General features: G+C 57.1%; 16 protein-coding genes. 5 read left to right on the forward strand and 11 right to left on the reverse strand.

Features of this window, described 5'->3' with window-relative positions; all coding sequences use genetic code 11:
• Positions 1–7 precede the first annotated feature (7 nt).
• The 8 genes from ACR0DJ_RS07885 to pyrH all read right to left on the reverse strand — a co-directional run bounded on the left by ACR0DJ_RS07885 (position 8) and on the right by pyrH (position 10,131).
• On the reverse strand, positions 8–2,434 hold the full coding sequence (locus ACR0DJ_RS07885; protein WP_480684452.1) for a DUF3772 domain-containing protein: 2,427 nt from the start codon (positions 2,432–2,434) through the stop codon (positions 8–10).
• Positions 2,434–3,468: a cysteine synthase A gene (locus ACR0DJ_RS07890; RefSeq protein WP_171632905.1), complete on the reverse strand. Its 1,035-nt coding sequence runs from the start codon at positions 3,466–3,468 to the stop codon at positions 2,434–2,436. Before ACR0DJ_RS07890 ends, ACR0DJ_RS07885 begins: the two co-directional genes overlap by 1 nt.
• 68 nt (positions 3,469–3,536) lie before the next feature.
• The gene (locus ACR0DJ_RS07895) at positions 3,537–4,652 is read right to left on the reverse strand and encodes an NUDIX domain-containing protein (protein ID WP_480684453.1); all 1,116 of its coding nucleotides are present in this window, start codon (positions 4,650–4,652) and stop codon (positions 3,537–3,539) included.
• Positions 4,653–4,679: 27 nt separating this feature from the next.
• Positions 4,680–5,120 (reverse strand): TrgA family protein, encoded by a 441-nt coding sequence (locus tag ACR0DJ_RS07900; RefSeq protein ID WP_257600602.1) that lies wholly within the window; start codon positions 5,118–5,120, stop codon positions 4,680–4,682.
• Positions 5,121–5,135: 15 nt separating this feature from the next.
• A complete protein-coding gene (locus ACR0DJ_RS07905; protein ID WP_425078154.1) occupies positions 5,136–6,344 on the reverse strand; it encodes a class I SAM-dependent methyltransferase in 1,209 nt (402 codons plus the stop codon).
• Positions 6,345–6,413: 69 nt separating this feature from the next.
• On the reverse strand, positions 6,414–7,811 hold the full coding sequence (locus tag ACR0DJ_RS07910) for a cryptochrome/photolyase family protein (RefSeq protein WP_480686241.1): 1,398 nt from the start codon (positions 7,809–7,811) through the stop codon (positions 6,414–6,416).
• Positions 7,812–7,887: 76 nt separating this feature from the next.
• Positions 7,888–9,114: an aminotransferase class V-fold PLP-dependent enzyme gene (locus ACR0DJ_RS07915; protein WP_480684456.1), complete on the reverse strand. Its 1,227-nt coding sequence runs from the start codon at positions 9,112–9,114 to the stop codon at positions 7,888–7,890.
• Between the two features lie 264 nt (positions 9,115–9,378).
• Positions 9,379–10,131 (reverse strand): UMP kinase, encoded by a 753-nt coding sequence (gene pyrH, locus ACR0DJ_RS07920; protein ID WP_257600598.1) that lies wholly within the window; start codon positions 10,129–10,131, stop codon positions 9,379–9,381.
• 97 nt (positions 10,132–10,228) lie between these two features.
• On the opposite strand from pyrH, the gene miaA reads away from it, so the two are divergent.
• The 5 genes from miaA to ACR0DJ_RS07945 all read left to right on the forward strand — a co-directional run bounded on the left by miaA (position 10,229) and on the right by ACR0DJ_RS07945 (position 17,982).
• Positions 10,229–11,122 carry a tRNA (adenosine(37)-N6)-dimethylallyltransferase MiaA gene (gene miaA / locus ACR0DJ_RS07925; protein ID WP_480684457.1) on the forward strand — a complete coding sequence of 298 codons (894 nt, stop codon included), beginning with the start codon at positions 10,229–10,231 and terminating at the stop codon, positions 11,120–11,122.
• A gap of 354 nt (positions 11,123–11,476) precedes the next feature.
• Positions 11,477–13,141 (forward strand): ABC transporter substrate-binding protein, encoded by a 1,665-nt coding sequence (locus ACR0DJ_RS07930; protein WP_480684458.1) that lies wholly within the window; start codon positions 11,477–11,479, stop codon positions 13,139–13,141.
• Between the two features lie 136 nt (positions 13,142–13,277).
• Entirely contained in the window at positions 13,278–14,324 is a 1,047-nt protein-coding gene (locus ACR0DJ_RS07935; RefSeq protein WP_480684460.1) for an ABC transporter permease, read from the forward strand.
• Between the two features lie 13 nt (positions 14,325–14,337).
• Positions 14,338–15,801, forward strand: coding sequence for an ABC transporter permease (locus tag ACR0DJ_RS07940; protein WP_425078148.1), 1,464 nt, complete (start codon positions 14,338–14,340; stop codon positions 15,799–15,801).
• Positions 15,802–15,894: 93 nt separating this feature from the next.
• Complete coding sequence (locus tag ACR0DJ_RS07945) at positions 15,895–17,982, forward strand: dipeptide ABC transporter ATP-binding protein (RefSeq protein ID WP_257600593.1); 2,088 nt, start codon at positions 15,895–15,897, stop codon at positions 17,980–17,982.
• A 117-nt stretch (positions 17,983–18,099) separates the two neighbouring features.
• Here the strand turns inward: ACR0DJ_RS07945 and ACR0DJ_RS07950 are convergent, their stop codons facing one another.
• From ACR0DJ_RS07950 to ACR0DJ_RS07960, 3 genes are all read right to left on the reverse strand, one after another.
• Positions 18,100–19,086: an MBL fold metallo-hydrolase gene (locus ACR0DJ_RS07950; RefSeq protein WP_480684462.1), complete on the reverse strand. Its 987-nt coding sequence runs from the start codon at positions 19,084–19,086 to the stop codon at positions 18,100–18,102.
• 130 nt (positions 19,087–19,216) lie between these two features.
• Positions 19,217–20,179, reverse strand: a complete 963-nt coding sequence (locus tag ACR0DJ_RS07955) for a LuxR C-terminal-related transcriptional regulator (RefSeq protein WP_480684463.1) — start codon at positions 20,177–20,179, stop codon at positions 19,217–19,219.
• Positions 20,180–20,276: 97 nt separating this feature from the next.
• Positions 20,277–20,855, reverse strand: coding sequence for a lytic transglycosylase domain-containing protein (locus ACR0DJ_RS07960; protein ID WP_152457765.1), 579 nt, complete (start codon positions 20,853–20,855; stop codon positions 20,277–20,279).
• Positions 20,856–20,997: the final 142 nt, after the last annotated feature.

The following is a 20,997-nucleotide window of genomic DNA, read 5'->3' on the forward strand; positions in this document are numbered from 1 at the left end:
TGGTCGCTCAAACCTCATCACCCGAATCCGAGTCCATATCCGCCTCGGTCAAATCCGCCGGAGCTTCTGCGACTTTGCGTGGCTCATCCTGCTCAGATATGGAAGCGTCCTGCTTGCTCGGGTCAGAGGCCCGCAGGGTTTCGGGATTTCGCAACCAGACATCACGTTGTGCGAACGGGATCTCGATCCCCGCCTCCGAGAATCTGCGGTTGATTTCATGGTTCATGTCGGATTTCACCGACAGAACCCAGTTCACGTCCCGCAGGATCGCCCGTATTTCAAAGTCCAAAGAGTCTGCTCCGAACCCCTGGAACACAACGCTTGGCGCCGGGTTGGCCAAAACCATCGGATGGTTGTTGGCGATTTCGCCCAGAATGGTTTCCACCAGCCGCGTGTCAGTTCCGTATGCAACACCCACCGGAACGATCACCCGCCCGATCGTGTTGCCGCGGGTATAGTTTGTTACAACACCGCTGATCAGGTCAGAGTTCGGAACGATGACATCCGTCCTGTCGAACGTCTCGATCCGGGTCGAGCGAACGGAAATGTCCCGCACATATCCCATCATGCCATTCACATCGATCCAATCCCCTTTGGATATCGGACGCTCGACCAAAAGGATGATGCCTGAAACGAAGTTCGACACGATTGTCTGCAAACCAAAGCCGATGCCGACGGACAGCGCTCCGGCGACAATCGCCAGCGACGACAGATCAAATCCGGCCACCATGATTGCCACCAACGCGGCAAGGAATATGCCAACGTATCCCGAACCCGCGACAATCGCGTTTTGCCCACCGGGGTCTATGCTGGTTTTCGGCAGAAGCGAATTGCGCAACCCACTTTGCAACAGACGCGTCAGCGTATAACCGATTGCAAACACGGCAACAAAGGTCAGAAAGTTGCTGGGCGAGATCGTTACCCCGCCGATATCAAACCCAAGCAGCAGGCGCGACCATGCTTCCAGCAGATCAGTTTCCCGCGCACCCCAATAGATCGCCAGAATTGGCAGCGCCAAGATGGCCAATGCAAACCCGACCAGTACGGAAAAAAGCGAATCCCCCGCGGCTTCGCCCTGCCCGGTGATCCAACCGTAAATCTGACTGATGAACCGTTGCAGGATGACCAAGGCCCCGATCAGCACCAGTGTCTTGACCGCAGGAAACACGATGGCTTCGGCCGCATTGGTGAATCCGAAAATTGCCAACAAAGGAGACACGATCCCCAACAGGAACAAAGCCCGGCGCAGGAATTCGACCAATTGGCTGAACCCCGCGGAACGGGTCGGGGCAGCCTGATCCGGTGGCCCGTCCGTTGTTCGAATCTGGCGTATTCGCAACAACAACAAAGCCGTAGCGACAATGATCGGGAAACTGACCACGGCACGGGTCGCGTCGGAGATGTTCTCGATCCGTTCGAACAGCAACGCCAATTCGTGCAGAACCAGCATCAGGGCGAGCAGATCGATATACACGCGCAGTTCGGTGATGCGTGCCGCGGACAGACGTTTGAACCCTTGCGACGCGCCGATCACGTAAACCTGGCGACCAATCCAGTCATAGAAAAACACGATCGCTGCCCAATACGGAACATTCTGAAGCAAAAGGCTGCCCCGCAGCCCCGGAACGCCGGTGAGACTGATCGCCGTGACCACGGCCACCACACCGATCCATGGCAACAGAATGCGCAGTAGTGAGATTACGAACGACCAGACCCCCGTCCCGGCCCCGCCGAGCAACCTCAGGTAGTCGCCTCCAAGTTCGGACCACCGTTTGCCAAAGATCAGCAGCACGGCTGAAATGATCAGAAGTATGAAGATCGCGAGCCCGCGCGCGCGAATTTGTTCGCGTACGACATCTGAACGAAAGTTAGTGATCGTTTCGTTTGCCAGGCTTTGAATGGCCTCTTTGACGTCCACCCATGCCGGCCCCCAATACGCCGGGTTGATCGGCGACGGGCCCTGTTCGAAGAACTCTTTTTTCTGCCGCGCGCGAATGATCTGATCAATTTCGCTGATCAGCCCATTTGCTCGACTGTAGGCTTCTTCGGAGATGATGCGCGGCACACGCAGACTGTTGAGCTGTTCTTCCAAATGCGCGCGAAGCTTGGCTATATCTTCGGGTTCGGTCGCGTCCCCTTCGGGTTTGGGGCCCAACGCCTTTAGCTGACTTTCAAGCGTTGTGATCCGGTCGGTATTTGCCCCACGAGCCCGATTGAAGTCTTCCCTGTATCTGCTTATTTCCGAACGTAAATTCTCTAGCGCAGCGTCAGATGCCCGGTTCGCCTCGATAACGGCTTCGGCCCGGCTCGCGGTTTTGATCCAACCTTGGTAATACTCGCTTTGACGATCCGTCAGTTGCGCGACAGCGCTATTCGAAAAGCCGACGAAACTCAGGAACAGCAGGGTCAGAAACAGGCGGACCTGTCCAAGCATCACACGTCCTCGAAAACGCCGGGAATGCTGCGTGGTGCCTCGGTCATCCAATCCGGAACCGGAAGCTCTTTTTCTCGCAGGAACTCGGGGTTGAACAGCTTTGATTGATACCGAGTGCCGTAATCGCACAGGATGGTCACGATGGTATGACCTGGCCCCATTTCCTTGGCCAGGCGCACCGCCCCTGCCATGTTGATCGCGGTTGAGCCGCCCATGACCAGACCTTCCTCACGCAGAAGATCAAAGATGTAGGGCAGCGCTTCGTTATCGGTGATCTGATAAGAAAAATCTGGCGTGAACCCTTCCAGGTTCTTGGTGATACGCACCTGCCCGATGCCTTCGGCAATCGACCCACCTTCCATCGCGATCTCACCCGTCGTGTAATACGAATACAGGCCAGCCCCCATGGGATCGGCAAGACCGATTTTGACGCCCTTGGGCTGCAAAACCTGGGCCACGCCTGCCAATGTCCCACCCGACCCGACCGCGCTGACGAACCCGTCAACCTTGCCGCCTGTCTGTTCCCAGATCTCGGGCCCCGTGGTTTCCACATGTGCCTGACGGTTCGCCACATTGTCGAACTGGTTGGCCCAGATGGCGCCATTGGGTTCTGTCTGCGCCAGTTCCTCGGCCAGACGGCGGGAATAATGCACGAAATTGTTGGGGTTGCGATACGGGGCTGCTGGCACCTGAACCAACTGAGCGCCAGCCAGACGCAGCATATCCTTCTTTTCTTCCGATTGTGTCTCGGGGATAACGATAACCGTTTTGAATCCCATCGACGCACCGACCAGAGCCAGACCAATACCAGTATTGCCGGCAGTGCCTTCCACGATGGTACCGCCCGGTTTCAGATCCCCGCGTGCGATGGCATCTTTGATGATAAAAAGAGCAGCACGATCCTTTACCGACTGTCCCGGGTTCATGAACTCGGCTTTGCCAAGAATCTCGCATCCAGTCTCTTCGCTGATGCGGCGCAGCCGGATCAACGGTGTTTTTCCTACTGCGTCAGCAAGATCTCGTGCAATGCGCATGGTCGCCCCTTGTCATTTGGTATCTTCGAAGATTTACAGCCGCACCGCCGCGACCACAAGCGAGATAGTCACGCGCGCAAACGATCCCGATGGCGGGCCAGCCAGTACGCCAGGGACACCAATTGCAAATCCTTGAAAAGATGGCGGTCCGTCATATCGATAAATTCGTCGAATGGCAGAATCCGGCTGCGGATATCTTCACCCTCAGTGTCCAAGCCACCGGTGATTGTTGTCTCAGTTAAACTGCCAAGCCCGACATAAAGATACATGAAACCCGTAGACGACCCGCTGGAGGAATACGCGCCGCCCGCATATTCCAGCCTGTCAAATCTAACTCCTGCTTCCTCCATGGCCTCGCGATGCGCCGTCTGTTCAGGCGTTTCGCCGGGGTCGATCATCCCGGCAACTGCCTCCCAAAGCCAGGGCTCTGGATCGTTGATCAAAAACACCGGCGGTCTGAACTGCTCGACCAAAAGCACGGTGTCACGGATCGGGTCATAGGGCAGAACCGACACGGCGCTGCCCTGCATCAAACCGCCCCGGTGCAGCACGGGGCCCATGCTGCCGTCATGTTGTCGGAACTGAAGATCGATTTCCTCCATCCCGAAATAGTCGACGTAAACGCGTTCGTGACGGTGCACGATCACGTCTTCGGCTATGTTCCGCGGGTCGCCGGTTCGCCGTTGCCCGGCCATGATCTTAGCCCAGGCACGGGTTTGAATGGCACGCACGCTGCGCGCCATGGTTTTGGGATCGACTTTACCGAAATAGGCCATTTCTTCTTCGGCGGCGAGCGCCGTAACCTCGCCCAATTTGTCCGCCCAGCCCTGCAACGACCACAACTCACCGGGTTGCCATGCGCCCGGTGTCGGGAAAAAGACCTGCGCCTGTACTTCGCCCCCATCCTCCAGAATGACCTTCAACGATTTCAGGTCATAGTCGAAGGATCCTTCGTAATAGGCCAGCCTGGCCAGATCATCGGATGACAAGCCCTGCACCAGCAACCCTTCGGCTACGGCACCTTCAGCAGACAGGATCATAGGGAAATCCTGCCCCTGAACCGCGTGAACCGCGTGGTCGCGCAGCTTGGCAGAATGAAACGTGATTTCGCTCAGCGGACGGCCCAAGACACGCTGCAACAGCGGCAGGTACCGCAGCGTTCCATAGAAGAACAAATCAGACAAATTCAATCTCTCTTGTGACGAAACGGTTCAGCGCCATTTGCGGCTGGCCTGTTCCGTGGCCAGACCGGCGACAACGGCGCCAATAGCAAGCGTAACCAGAATTTCGGGATAGATCAGCTGCTTGCCATAATCGATTCCAATCGAAAAGATGGCCATCACAGCTTCGAACGGGCCACCATAACGATTGCGCATCGCAAGGTCGAACATGCGGTAGCACCCCTGCACGAACAGTGCCCAGAATATCAGCGAGGCAACGCCGGTCAGGCCATTGTTTATGCCCGCGGTCCAGCCGCGCCCGGCGCGCTTGCCCATGATTTTCCAACCACAGATCGCACCAAGAGCCATGTTCACATAGGTGAAGTAACCATAGTCCTTACCCTCTTCGCCGTTTTCGATAACCATGCTTGAAACAAGAAAGGCCAGCACGATGAGACAAACAGCGGCTACGAGACGCGAGGCAGTGGGCATGTGACGGTCCGTGGGTTAACTTGGTTTTGCTATTGTGATCTGTGTCACATCGCAATTGCCCGTGTCAAAGGCCGCACCGCATGCAGTCAAATAATAATTCCACATGCGGCGAAAACGCTCATCAAATCCCATGTCCGAGATCTGATCCCATTTGTCGTTGAACGTTTCATACCAGCGTCGCAGGGTCAGGTCATAGCTTTTCCCGAATTCTTTCGAGCGTACAACCTGTAATCCGGCCTGATCTATCTGCTGACGCAAGATAGTCGGTGACGGAAGCATCCCACCCGGAAAGATGTATTTCTGAATGAAATCAACGCCGTTCTTGTAAAAATCCCAACGGTGATCACCCACCGTTATGATTTGCAAGGTCGCCTGAGCGCCAGGCTTCAACCGTTCACGAACGGTTTCGAAATAGACCGGCCAGTATTTTTGACCCACCGCCTCAAACATCTCGATGGACGCTATGCCGTCATAGACCCCACGTTCATCCCGATAGTCTTGCAGCTTGAACTCGACTCGATCTGATAATCCTGCCTTTTCAATACGTTCCTTGGCGTACTTGAATTGCTCCTGACTGATGGTCAGGCCGGTGACACGCAAACCCCGTTCCTTTGCGGCATATTCCGCGAAACCGCCCCAGCCACATCCGATCTCCAGAACATGATCCCCCGGTTTTGCACCCATCTCATCCACAAGACTGGCGTATTTGGCTGTCTGCGCATTCTCGAGGCTTTCCTGCCCGGTTTCAAATATCGCACTGGAATAGGTCATCGTCTCGTCCAGCCACGAACTGTAAAAATCATTACCCAGATCATAGTGATACGAGATGTTCTTCTTGGCTTGCGCCCTGTTGTTTCGGTGCAGCCAGAACCGCAGCCTTTCATAGGCCTGAACAAGAAACTGGCCCGTAAACCCGTCATAAACAGTCTCGGTTCCAAGATGCACAAGATCCATGAAAGACCGCAGATCAGGCGTACTCCAATGCCCGTCCAGATACGCATCGGAAAAACCCAGTTCGCCTTCGCGGATCAGGCGCGCAAAGACATCGTCGTCGTGAATATCGACCTGCGCAACCGGTCCGGGTTTTGCGGCTTCTGCGCGAAACGTGCGACCATCGGGCAGTTTGATATCCAGTCGCCCGGAATCCATCCGGTTCAACATTTTGAAGACTTGGGCGAAATATCTGGGCAGGTTTTTCTGCCCTTCGGTCGTCGTCAGGATCATCCGCTCTCCCCTCTGCGGTACGTGTACAAAGCTAGGCGGCGAAATTGTTTCTGGCAAGTTTTCAGTTCCTTAGTGGGGTTTTCGGCTTTCATATGCGCGTAAGGCGCGGGTCCGACCTTCGGACAATCCGACGATCGGCTTGGGGTAATCCGCATCCGGGCGCAGACCCCATGATCGCGGGACGGCATCAAAATAAGACAGGGCGGTTTTGCCGGGTTCGGCTTGGCCTTCAGTGATCCAGTGGCGCACAAACACCCCGTCTGGATCGAATTTCTCTGCTTGTGTCTGTGGATTGAAAATCCGGAAAAACGGGGATGCATCGGGCCCCGAGCCAGCGACCCACTGCCAGCCCATCGCGTTGCAGGCCGGATCCCAGTCGATCAGGCAATCCTCGAACCACTCCATCCCTATTTTCCAATTAGTCATCAGATGCTTGGTCAGATAGCTTGCGACGATCATCCGCGCCCGGTTGTGCATCCGACCCGTCACATACATTTGCCGCAGCCCGGCATCGACAACGGGGATTCCGGTTCTGGCCTGCCGCCAGGCAGTGACTTCGGGATGGTCCGGATCGGTATTCCACGGAAAACTGTCCCATTCTGGCTTCCAGTTGGATGTCACCAGTTGGGGCGTGTGGAACATGAGATGATAAGCGAATTCACGCCAGACAAGTTGGCGCAAAAAGGCGTCGGTTCCCCGTGTTCCGGTCAACGCGGCCCGCTGGATCACGTGCCAGACGGTGCGTGGCCCGATCTCACCCAAAGAGAGGTACTCTGACAGGTTGGAGGTCCCATCCTGATCAAGCCTGTCCCGAAGATCGGAGTATTGAACGATCCGGTCGAGAAACTCTTCCAGATGATCCAGAGCGGCCCGCTCGCCAGGTTGCACTTGAGGGCGCACGACCCTCGCTCCCCTGTTCATTGCACCCCCCAACCGACAATCGCTCAAGCCGTCAGAAGCAGGCCACGACACAGGTGCCTTAAGCGCAGTAACTGGCGCGTCAGGAAGTTGTACTTCCCGACCCTGAACCGCACGCCACATGGGTGTGAAAACCCGAAACGGATGACCCGATTTGGTAGCAACAGTCCAGGGTTCAAAAAGCAGATGCCCGGAAAACGACTTTGCAGTCACGCCTTTTTTTGCAAGTACAGACTTGATCTTCTTGTCGCGTTCAATCGAGGCAGGATCGTAAGCGCGGGACCAGAAGACTGAGGTTGCGCCGGTCTCGGCCATGACCTGCTGCAACTGTTCAAGCGCATCACCGCGTCGGAGGATCAGTCGACTGCCCATATTGGCCAGTGACGCTTTGAATGCCTCCAACCCCAAGCCCAAACGCCACTTTGGCGCGGCCCTCATCTGGTCGACAATATCGTCATGGATAAAAAGCGGTATAACCGGACGGCCACTTTCGACCGCCGCGGTCAACGCGGGGTGATCCGACAGACGTAAATCCCGTCGAAACCACATAATGATCGGAGCCTGCTCTTGCACCACAATCCGCCCTTGAGTTTTTTAGGTTCTACGCACCCTCAAGGGTAGTGGATCACAAAACGCGCTCAAGAGCCTCTAGAAGCTGATCAATTTCCTGCTGTGTGGTGTAATGGGTGAAGCTGACACGCAAAACACCTTGCGCCGGATCAACGCCCATCGCCCGCAAGGGGCGCACCGCATAGAAATCTCCGCCACCTGCCATGACACCATATTGCGCCAGTTCCGCCGCAACCGGTTCAGCCGGACGGTTCAACGAAAGCGCAACGGTGGGTGCGCGCCGGCTGGCGTCGGAAGGACCGATCAGACGCACCGCGTTTCGATCCTTTACCGCATCCAGAACCGGTTGCAGCAACGACACTTCGTGCGAACGCATCAGATCGTGGGCAAATACGCCCTGTTCTGCCGCACCCGTGTCGGGCCCGCCGTGGTGGGCGCAAAGCATCTCAACATAGTCCGCCATACCTGCACTGGCCGCAATCTGCGCGTGATCGGGGCCAGCGGGGGTAAATCGTTTATACAAGACATCGCCGTTGAAATAATGCGCCTGGTTGGGCAACAGCTCTCCCAATGTGCGGCGGATGACCATGCACCCCTGATGCGGGCCATAGGTCTTGTACGCAGAAAACAAATAGATATCCGGCCCAAGATCGCCAACATTTGGAAATCCGTGCGGGGCGTAGGATACGCCATCAACGCAGACAAACGCACCCGCCGCATGCGCAATGGCAGTGATCTCGGTGACCGGATTGATCTCGCCAACCACATTAGAGCAATGCGGGAAACAGACCAGACGCACTTTTTCGTCCAGCATGTTTTCAAGATCCTGAGGGTTCAGCGACCCGGTTTCCGGATCAATCTGCCATTCCCTCACCTCTATCCCGGCCTCAGCCAGACGACGCCATGGGCCAGAGTTGGCTTCGTGATCCTGATTGGTCACGACGATTGCCTCGCCGGGCTTCATCCATTGCCGGAACGCCTGCGCCAGGACATAGGTGTTCTGGGTGGTTGAGGGGCCAAAACTCAGCTCATCCGAGTCTACGCCCAGAATGGCGGCCATGCGCGCACGCGCTTCGTCCATTTCGGCGCCCGCAAGGCGGCTGGCCTCATATGGGGCGTAAGGCTGAACCTTGCGCTGCGTGTAGAACCGCGTCAGCCGGTCGATCACCGGTTTGCAGGTGTAAGACCCGCCCGCGTTCTCGAAAAACGCCTGGCCCTGAAGGCTGGGTTCGGAAAAGGCCGGGAATTGCGCCCGAACGAAATCGATATCCAGAGAGCTCATGCCTCATTGCTCCTTAGTTGTGCAGTCAGATCAATGAGATGCCCGCGCATGTTTCCGGACACCTCAGAAATCATGGCAGGTCTTCCAGCCCAGCCTGTGCTTGGGCCTTTGGCCGACGAAACACGGGGCAGCCCTTCGCCTTGGAAGGACACCGATACTTAGACAGGGCCGCCCACAACCGTCAAGCGAAAGCAAAACGCAAAAGCCCCGGCGCGATGCCGGGGCTTTGAAAGCTTGCAGAGTTGTCGGACGCTTACGCAGACCTCACCCCTGAACCTTGGTATAGGTCCCCTCGCCCGCGAGAATTCCGCGGAAGCCGCCGGGCTCATCAAGTCCGAAGACGATCAGGGGCAGATTGTTGTCGCGCGCCAGTGCGATGGCCGAAGCATCCATGACACGCAACCGTTTGGCCAGCACGTCATCATAGGTCACGGTATCATATCGCACGGCGTCAGCATGTTCCGCAGGGTCTTTGTCATACACCCCATCCACTCCGTTCTTGCCCATGAAGATCGCCTCGCACGCCATTTCGTTGGCGCGCAGGGTGGCTGCGGTGTCTGTCGTGAAATACGGGTTGCCAGTACCGGCGGCGAAAATACAGACCCGCTTTTTTTCGAGGTGCCGAACAGCCCGGCGGCGGATATAAGGTTCGCACACCTCGTCCATGCGAATGGCCGAGATCACGCGGGTGAACACTCCGATCTCTTCCAGTGCGGATTGCATCCCCAGCGCGTTCATCACCGTGGCCAACATGCCCATGTAATCGGCCGTGGTCCGCTCCATGCCCTGGGCTGAACCGCTCAGGCCCCGAAAAATGTTGCCGCCGCCGATGACCATGCATATCTCGACGCCCAGATCGTGAACCGACTTCACTTCTTGCGCGATGCGTTGAACGGTTGGCGGGTGCAGACCGAATCCCTGATCCCCCATCAACGCCTCACCTGAGATTTTCAACATGACCCGTTTGTACGTTGTTTTCGGGGTCTCGGCTGTTTCAGAAGAAGGGGAAAGGCTCATGTTGCGCTCCGGGCTGGCACGGGGTTAATTTCCGGCGCAAAATGAAGCAAAAGCTCCGCAGGTTCAATGCGGTTGGTGAGGATAGAGGCAACCGCGCATGACCCGGCGATCAACAGACCTGCTTTTTCGGCAACTGCCTCCAATTTCCGACGACAGGCCGGTTCTGATTGCGGGGCCTACGGCATCGGGAAAATCAGCGTTGGCGCTGGAGATTGCCGAACGGCATGGCGGGGTTATCGTCAACGCGGATGCAAGTCAGGTTTATGACTGCTGGCGCGTCATCTCGGCCAGGCCATCCGCCCAGGAAGAAGCCCGCGCGCAACATCTGCTGTACGGACATGTCGCCTATGATCAGGACTATTCCACCGGCCATTGGCTGCGCGAGGTCCTGCCTCTGCTGAAAGGGCACCAGCGCCCGATCATTGTCGGTGGGACGGGCCTGTATTTTTCGGCCCTGACCGAAGGCATGGCGCAAATTCCAGCGACTCCACAGGCGGTTCGAGCCGAGGCGGATCAGATGCCCATGGCAGACCTTCTGGAGGGGGTCGATGGCGAGACGCTTGCAAAGCTGGACACGCAGAACCGTGCCCGCGTGCAACGCGCCTGGGAAGTGCAGCGCGCCACAGGTCGCAGCCTGTTGTCCTGGCAGGCCGAAACGCCGCCACCGGAACTTCGGCTGAGCGATTCCCTACCGATCGTTTTTGACGTTGATAAAACGTGGCTGCTGAACAGGATAGAACGCCGCTTTGACCAGATGCTGGAACAGGGCGCGATCGAGGAAGTGCGCGCCATGCAGGACCGGTTCGATCCCACCCTTCCGGCCTGCAAGGCCATAGGCGTGCCGGAACTCAGGGCATATCTGGACGGCACGATGACTTTGGATCAAGCGCGAGAGCGCGCAACCATTGCGACGCGGCAATTCGCCAAGCGTCAGCGCACCTGGTTCCGCGCCCGTATGAAGGCCTGGAATCACGTCGATCCCTCTGTGTGATACCCGGCACGTCTGACGTTGCACGAACAAGGCGCCCGCCAAGTCTCAAAGCTTAAGAGAACTTAATGATTTGCTGCGGTTTCCCTTAACAAACCGGGAAAAGAATGGGGAAGTCGGCATCGTTTTGGACGGCCTGAAGAAATGCGTCTCAACGACTTCAACTGATCGCGAATGTCGTTTTTGTACTACTTATGACGATTTCGAACATTGACCTTATCAGAAATCTGGTGCCGAATAACGACATGGGGATGACCAGAGTCCAAAAAACAAAATCCTTCGCTCTGGCGACCGTGAAAATCCGGGTCGCGTAGAGCCATAATCAATCAACAAAATCAGTGTCACAGGGAGACATCCATGACGAATACCGTATCCACCGAAGACAAGGTGCACTGGGCGGCAGCGATGCACGCTCAGGAATACCGCGACGGCAAGCTAAGCCGAAGGGAATTCATGACACGCGCAACCAGTCTTGGGGTTACTGCCGCAGCGGCCTATGGCATGATCGGATTGCCGACACCTGCTTTGGCCGAAACAGCAAAACAGGAAGGCGGCACGCTGCGTGTGCAGCAGGAAGTCCGCGCCCTCAAAGACCCCCGTACCTATGACTGGTCGCAGATCGCAAACGTGACGCGCGGCACGCTGGAATATCTGGTCGAGTACAACTCGGACGGATCGTTCCGTGGCATGCTGCTGGAAAGCTGGGAAGTCAACGACGACGCGACCGTTTACACTCTGAATGTTCGTCCGGGCGTCAAGTGGAACAATGGCGACGATTTCACGGCTGACGACGTTGCCCGCAACATCGCGCGCTGGTGTGACAAGAGCTCGGAAACCAACTCGATGGCGGGCCGCTTTGCAACCCTTATTGACGCGGAAACCGGTCAGGCCGGTGAGGGTGTCATCGAAGTCGTCGACGCAACCACGGTCAAACTGAACCTGCCAAAGCCGGATATCACTCTTATTCCTGGCATGGCCGATTATCCCGGCGCGATTGTTCACAGCTCGTTCAGCGAGACAGACCTGCTGAACAATGTGGGAACCGGCCCATATCTGATGGACGAACTTGAGGTTGGCGTTAAAGCCGTTCTGGTTCGCAACCCGGATCACACCTGGTGGGGCGAAGAAGTGTACGGCCGCCCTGCCCTGGACCGTATCGAATACATCGACTACGGAACCGACCCTTCTGCCTGGTTGGCAGCGTTGGAATCCGACGAAGTCGACATGCTGTATGAATCGGTGGGTGAATTCATCGACGTGATGGACGGGCTTGGCTATGTGAAGTCAGAAGTGGTGACCGCCGCGACCATCGTTATTCGTCCCAACCAGCTGGCCGAGATCGACGGGCAAAAGCCTTATGCGGACAAACGTGTCCGGCAAGCCCTTCAGATGGCCGTAGACAATTCAGTTTGTCTGGAACTGGGCTATGGCGGTCGCGGAGCCCCGGCGGAAAACCATCACGTGGCGCCGCTGCATCCGGAATATGCCGAGCTTCCGCCGCAAAAGGTTGATCCCGCGGCAGCCAAGGCGCTTATGGACGAAGCCGGTTTTGGAGATTTCGAGCACGAGATCATCTCGATCGACGATGACTGGCGTCGCAACACCACAGATGCCGTTGCCGCGCAGCTGCGCGATGCCGGAATCAAGGTCAAGCGGACCGTTCTGCCGGGCAATACCTTCTGGAACGACTGGGCCAAGTACCCGTTCAGCTCGACCAACTGGAACCCGCGTCCGCTGGGTGTGCAGGTCTGGGCGCTTGCCTATCGTTCGGGCGAAGCCTGGAACGAGTTTGGCTATGCCAGCCCCGAGTTCGACGCTCTTCTGGAAGAGGCTCTGGCCATTGCCGACGCGGACAAGCGTCGTGAGGTCATGGCACGTGGCGAAGCACTGTTGCAGGAAGACGGGGTTACCATTCAGCCCTATTGGCGCTCGCTCTATCGTCACATGAAAGAGGGTCTTGTTGGAACCGACATGCATGTGACCTTCGAACACCATCACTACAAGTGGGGCTGGGCTGCCTAAGCACTGCCAATGACACACAAGGGGCGCCTGACACGGGCGCCCCTTTCCAGCCGCAGACTTGCCGACGCGGGGTCGGACGTCCGAGGCCAGAAAATGGTCCAATGATCTGCGGAATACCTGAACAACAGGGGCCACCATGGGACTATTCATCCTACGACGGTTCGGAGTGATGCTGCTTACGGCATTATGTCTGACATTCGTCGTCTTTTTCCTGACCAACCTATACCCGAACCTTGAAAAGCTGGCGAAAACGCAGGGCAACCAGCGTATGTCGGACGAGCAGGTCGAAGCCTGGTTGGAAAACCGCGGTTACCTACAGCCAACACTCGTGAAATACGGCCAATGGCTGGGCGTGATGCCCGGTTTTCAGAAAACGCTTGAAGACGGCCAGTTTGTGGGAACCTGCACGAGACCCGGTTCGACGGCAGAGGACACGGCAAGATATTGCGGTGTTCTTCAGGGCGATTGGGGATATTCGACCGTATTCAAGGACGAAGTCGGAACCATTGTTGGCAAGCGTCTGGGCAACACAGGTTACCTGATGTTCTGGGTTTTGGTCCTGATGGTTCCTTCTGCACTGATCGTTGGTGTTCTGGCCGGTATGCGAGAGGGATCAGCCCTGGATCGATCGTTGTCGACATTCTCGATCATCACGACAGCAACGCCGGAATACGTATCGGGCGTTATCTTCATCGCGATCTTCACCTCGTCCACCGTGGGGCTGAAATGGTTCAAAGGAACCGCGACGCAAGCGATGGAGAACCCGACATTCGAGAACTTCTTCCTGCCGGTTCTGACCATTGCGCTGTACGGTATGGGTTACATCGCCCGGATGACCCGCGCTTCGATGACCGAAGTGATGACGGCGCAATACATCCGAACCGCACGGCTGAAGGGTGTCTCGTTCCCGAACATCGTCATGAAACACGCCTTGCGCAACGCGTTGATCGCGCCGTTCACGGTTATCATGTTGCAGTTCCCGTGGCTGCTGAACGGCGTGGTGATTGTTGAAACCCTGTTCAACTACAAGGGTTTCGGCTGGGCGCTGGTTCAGGCCGCTGGCAACAACGACATCCAGCTTCTGCTGGCGATTTCGGTCGTGTCGGTCTTTGTGGTTCTGATAACGCAGCTGATCTCGGATATCGGCTACGTCTACCTCAACCCGCGCATTCGCATTTCATAAGGAGGGTGAGATTATGGAACCACTAACCTGGACCGGCTCTATCGCCTTCCTGAACCCGCTGCTGATGATCGCACTGGCAGCGCTTTTCCTGTCGATCCTGGTCTGGATCATCGCCAGTATCTTTTTGCCTGAACAGCAGATTGTCGTGAATCCGGATGGATCCGTCAGTTCTGGCGGCGGTGTCCGTGGATTGATCCAGCTTGCGCTGTATTACAGTTTCCTTGCCAGCGTGGGACTGGCCGTGGCTTATCTGGTGCTGGGCATCCTGATGGGCACAGGTGCAGGGATCATCGGCGCCATTTCCCAGCAATTCCTGCCTGTATGGGTCGCGCTGATCATCATGTTCGCCATGTCGATCGCCTTCAAGAGACGGTTGGGGTTGTACGGCAAACTGTATGACAGTCCCATCGGAATGATCGGCTTTGGCCTTGTGATGTTCTGGGTCTTTACCGGCATCTTCGGCGCCCTTGATCTGATCGTGACCCATGACCCGCTGACACAGATCTCTGGCATGAAGAACAAAGTGCCGGGAACGCCTCTGCCGAATCTGGAGGACGGCGAGTATGCCTGGTATCTTCTGGGCGGCGACAATCTGGCGCGCGACGTATTCAGCCGGATGGTCAAGGGGGCCTGGGTCGTGGTGCAGATTGCACCGCTGGCAACTATGTTCGCCTTCATGGTCGGCATTACGCTGGGGCTTCCCGCCGGCTACTATGGGGGGCGTTTTGATACGTTCCTGTCCTTCCTCGCCAACCTGATCCTCGCCTTCCCGGTGATCCTGCTGTTCTACCTGCTGGTGACGCCGGAAATCGTGGCGACCGGGGTGCCGAACTACATGGCGGCCGTGCTCTTCGTATTCCCAATCCTGTTCATCGGCGTATTGCTGAATTCACGCTATTACACGCGCCCGAATTTCCGTACACCGTTGCTGATCGGTGTTCTGGGTGTTGCGATCTGGCTGTATCTGTCGCTGATTTCGACCGGTGGCTACATCATCAATACCGACGCCTACCGGATCTGGGGCCTGCCGATCTATCTGGACCTGTTCGATATTCCCGGCGGTATTCTTGTGGTGTTCGTCTCTGTGGTCTTCGTCAACTCGCCCACGGTCTTCCGTATCGTGCGCGGCCTGGCACTGGACATCAAAACCCGCGATTACGTGGCTGCGGCCCAGACACGCGGCGAAGGGCCGTGGTACATCATGCTTTGGGAAATCCTGCCCAACGCCCGTGGCCCTCTGATCGTCGATTTCTGTCTGCGCATCGGGTACACCACCATTCTTCTGGGGACTTTGGGCTTCTTCGGACTGGGCCTGCCGCCGGAGAGCCCGGACTGGGGATCCACGATCAACGAGGGGCGCAAGCTGCTGTCGATCTACCTGCACCCTGCCCTTCCTCCTGCCTTTGCCCTGCTGTCGCTGGTTCTTGGTCTGAACCTGCTGGCTGACGGTCTTCGCGAGGAAAGCCTGAAGGACTGATGTGATCGAGGCCGGGGGGCCAGCCCCCCGGACCCCCCGGGATATTTTTGGCCAGATGAAGGGGACCCCCGCATTTGGTGAGGAGTAAGCAAAATGAGCAAAATGGCGGATTATGACGGCCCGATCCTGGAGATCGACAAGCTGTCCATCTCGTTCTTTACCCGCCTGCGGGAAATCCCCGCCGTGATGGATTTCTCAGTCAGCGTAGAGCCCGGCGAAGCCGTGGGGCTGGTTGGTGAATCCGGTTGCGGTAAATCGACCGTGGCGCTGGGCGTCATGCAGGATCTTGGCAAGAACGGCCGCGTCGTCGGAGGCACGATCAAGTTCAAGGGCCGCGATCTGGCAAAGATGTCGAGCGAGGAGTTGCGCGACATTCGCGGCAATGAAATCGCGATGATCTATCAGGAGCCGATGGCCTCGCTGAACCCGGCGATGAAGATCGGCAAACAGTTGATGGAAGTGCCGATGATCCACGAGGGTGTAAGTCAGGAAGAGGCTTATTCGCGCGCGCTGGAAGTGGTGACGGACGTTCGCCTGCCGGACCCCGAGCGCATGTTGAATTCGTTTCCGCACCAGTTGTCGGGCGGTCAGCAGCAGCGCATCGTGATTGCGATGGCGCTGATGTCGAAACCGGCGCTGTTGATCCTGGATGAGCCGACAACCGCTTTGGACGTGACGGTCGAGGCCGCTGTGGTCGAACTGGTCAAGGATCTGGGCAAGAAATACGGCACCTCGATGTTGTTTATCTCGCACAACCTCGGGCTGGTTCTGGAAACCTGCGACCGTCTGTGCGTGATGTATTCGGGGGAAGCGGTCGAGCGCGGCTCGATCAAGGATGTGTTCGACGAGATGCAGCACCCTTACACACAGGCGCTGTTCCGTTCGATCCCGCTGCCGGGCGCTGACAAGAATTCGCGTCCGTTGGTGGCCATTCCGGGGAACTTCCCATTGCCCCACGAGCGGCCTCCGGGCTGCAACTTCGGACCGCGCTGCGACTATTTCGAAGAGGGTCGGTGTGACGCGAAAGACATCCTGATGGAGGCGGTGCCCGGCAATGACCGGCACCACACCCGGTGTCTTAAATTCCAGGAAATCGACTGGAACGCCCCACTTGCACTGGCCGATCAGAAAGAAAAAGGCGACATCGGCCGAACGGTTCTGAAAATAGACAACCTCAAGAAATATTACGAGGTTGCGGCAAATGCCTTGTTTGGCGGTGGTGAGAAGAAGGTTGTGAAGGCCAACGAAACGCTCAGCTTCGAGGCGCACGAATCCGAGACACTGGCCATCGTGGGGGAATCCGGCTGCGGCAAGTCCACCTTCGCCAAGGTTCTGATGGGGTTGGAGACGGCCACAGACGGGCAGATCCTGCTGGACAACCGCAACATCGAACAGGTGCCCATCGAAGAACGCGATGCCAAGACGATCGGCGAAGTTCAGATGGTTTTCCAAAACCCGTTCGACACGCTGAATCCGTCGATGACCGTTGGACGTCAGATCATCCGGGCGCTGGAGATATTCGGTGTCGGAAACTCTGAGGCCGAGCGCAAGAAGCGGATGCTGGAACTGCTTGATCTGGTGAAGCTGCCGCGCGCCTTCGCGGACAGAATGCCGCGACAGCTGTCGGGTGGTCAGAAACAGCGCGTGGGTATCGCACGCGCCTTTGCCGGCGATGCACGTATCGTTGTGGCGGACGAACCCGTCTCGGCGCTGGATGTGTCGGTTCAGGCCGCCGTGACGGATCTTTTAATGGAGATTCAGCGAGAGCACAAAACCACGCTGCTGTTCATCAGCCACGACCTGTCTATCGTGCGTTACCTGAGCGACCGGGTCATGGTGATGTATCTGGGCCATGTTGTGGAATTGGGCACTACGGATCAGGTTTTTGCCCCGCCCTATCACCCTTACACCGAAGCGTTGCTGAGCGCGGTTCCGATTGCGGATACCTCGGTCGAGAAACAGCACATCGTTCTGGATGGTGATATTCCTTCGGCGATGAACCCGCCACCGGGTTGCCCGTTCCAGACGCGGTGCCGCTGGAAATCCGAAGTGCCTGACGGACGGTGTGAATCGCATGTGCCGCCGGTGCAGACGCTGGCAGATGGGCATCAGGTGAAATGTCACCTGGCCGAGGGTATTCTGGCCCGGATGGAGCCGGTGATAAAAGTCGCGGCGGAGTAAACCCGTTTCTGAACCTTGGAAAGGGCCGGTCAGTAACCGGCCTTTTTTTGGCGCCGTGATTTGTGGGGAGACAGACGGCGCTTGGGAGTGGCGTGAGTGGCAGCCTCCGGTAATTCGTCAGCCGGTCAAAACGTTGTTGCCGAAATGCATGAACTCCTGGTTCATGCCGGCAATGTCACCGGCTTCAAGATGAAGGCTGGCACTGTCAAGCATCTTGTAGCTCTGCTGCCCCTTCACCCAGTCGTCGGCGGATTGCAGAGTGGTCAGCGTGTAGGATGTGACCTCATTCAGGTAATGTGTGGGGATGATCACCTTGGGCTTGAGCTTGGATACGATGTCGTTGCCCTGATCGAAGCTGAGGATATGTTCCGAGCCATCCACCGGCAGGGTCAGAACATCCACCTGACCGATTGCGTCCCAGAACTCCTGCGGCGGGTTGTGGCGGTTGTCGCCCCAGATCAGCGCTCGAATGCCGCCGGTCTCGACCAGATAGACGACCATATCCATGTGGCCCACGTTGTTCGGCGGGCAGGCTTCCACGCCGAACTCGGCCAGCGCATTGGTCCAGTCATACCATCCCGGCGCGACACAGGCGTGCTTGTCGGCAAAGCCGGTGATCTTGATGTCAGCAAACTCGAAATTGCCGACCATCCGATCCAGCACCATGGTCGAGCTTGGGCGTTCAATCGCATCGTGATCGAAATGGGCATGGGTCGACAGGGTGATGTCCACCGGGATTTGCGGGAATTCGTTGCGGAACCAAAGACCCCACGCGCCCGACGGATCATCGCGCCAGGGATCAAACAGCACTGTTGCCCCGTTGGGCGAGGTGATCTTGATCGCACAATGACCATAATAGTCGATGCCAACCGTCCCGGTGCTGGCCTGACCCGTTGTGCCTTGCAGATCGATCACATGGTTGTTGTTGCCCGGCTGTAGCCACGCCTGAGATTGCGCCTGGGCCGGTTGTGCGCCCAGCACAGAAGCGGTCGCGCCGACCCCGGCAGCGCCTGCCGCCATGAAGAAAGACCGGCGCGACAGCCCCGGCGCCAGATGATCCTTGTCCCCGTTCAGGATGGTTGGTTTCAGATCTTTGCGATCCATTTTCGTTTACCTCTCTGTTGGACCCGCGCAGTTTTTCCGCGCGTCCCAACCAAAGGTAACAAGTCAAGGCATATTGGCTCAGACCGAAAAAATGGGGGCGGAATGTGGGGGAAAACCCCATATTCCGCATTCACGAAATCGAGAGCAAATGACTGCGCAGGTTCTGGCTGCGCCCTTCGAGGCCCAGCTTGCGGCGGATGTTGTTGCGGTGAAAATCAATTGTCGATGTTTCCCGCGACAGGGCCTTGGCAATGTCTTTGGTCGTTTTTCCAAACATGACCATCTGTGCAATCTCGATCTCGGTCGGGGTCATCACTGCAAATGCATCTGTCAGTTTGTCCGACAGTGCAGACGTGAGCTCGTTCAGGTTTTTCTCGGCCAGTTCAAGATAGACATACTGCGCTTCGTCCCCGGCAAGCTGCGCCCGGACCTTTTCGAGATATGGCAAAACCCGGCCGCGCACCTGTTCGACTATTTCGTGATCGCGGTCTTTGCGTTCGTCATCCAGACTGGACAGCAGGACGCGCAGCGCCGTGTTGGTTTCCTGCAACTCGCGGGTACGATCCGCGACACGGGTTTCAAGCTGCGCCAGTGTTTCGTTGAGCTTTTCTTCCAGCGCGCGGCGCAGGTAAACCTCTTGCAACAAAGCCAAATCCGACTCGACCATGCGTGCGAACTGCGCCAGCCCTTCGCGGAACAACAAGGCACGGCGGTTCTGCTTGCGATCCAGAACACAAATCGTTCCGAATACCGATCCATCGGGCCATTTCAGCGGCAGGCCGATGTAAAATGTCATCCCGTGTTCCAGATCGTCATTGTCGGCCCAAACCGGATCGCATGCAGCATCTTTGACCACCAATTCTCCATCCCGTTGCAGGACGCCCTGACAATAAAGTTTGGGATTCAACTGGAAACTCAAACCAACCGGATACGGGTTTTCGGGATGATCCGAGGTGATCAGCACCGCGTGATCCGGTGCGTCGGTTTTCATGATCAGGCTTGCGGGCACATCCGCCAATTCCGCGACCAGATCGACCAGTTGCTGCCAGTTGGCCAGCGTTTCCTGCGGAATCTCGGGGTGTTTAACAGGCATGAGGCGACCTCACCAGTTACTGGACGATACCCTTTCAGGTTAGTTGGACTGGTTGAGCCTGATCAAGAACCGGACGTTCTGCGCCGCGGCATCGGGTTTAACCGCCCCAGATTACCTTCACGTAGTTCTGGGTTTCCTTGTATGGCGGTATGCCGCCATGCTTTTCCACCGCTTTTGGGCCGGCATTGTAGGCGGCCAAAGCCAGTGGCCAGGATTTGAACTTGCGATACTGCCAGGACAGGTATCTGGCCCCACCTTCGAGATTCTGCTTGGGGTCATGCGGGTTGACCCCCAGAAGCTCGGCGGTCTGAGGCATCAATTGCGCCAATCCCAGAGCACCCTTGTGAGACTTCGCATGCGGGTTCCATCCGCTTTCCTGCTGCACAAGGCGCAGGAACAAGTCTTCGGGAATGTTGTGAAGGCGGGCAGCCTGTTTCGCCAGATCCAGATACTGGCCGCGATACTTGCCAGTATATCGCTTGCCGGTATGCGCACGGGATGTCTTGGGTTTCAACCTCGCGGAGTCGCGATACTGCGTCGCCGCACGGGAATCCAGAATCTTCGACTGCTTAAGGAAGATATCCTTGCGGCTTTTGGTAGATAGAGTTTGCGCCTGCACAGGCAAAACGGCCAGCACAAGGCAGACAACAGAAAACCCAGCAACCCAAGAACGCATCAATGCCTATCCTGCTCGATAAGAAACCAGTCGGATTATAGGTATTCCCACAAAAAATGAAAGCTTGGTAAAGGCCAAAGTAAGACTCTTGCCCAACACTGTTGTATCTACTGTTTTCATCCATGATGCAGGCCGTATAGGG

It is taken from the genome of Ruegeria sp. BF10 (assembly GCF_056538725.1).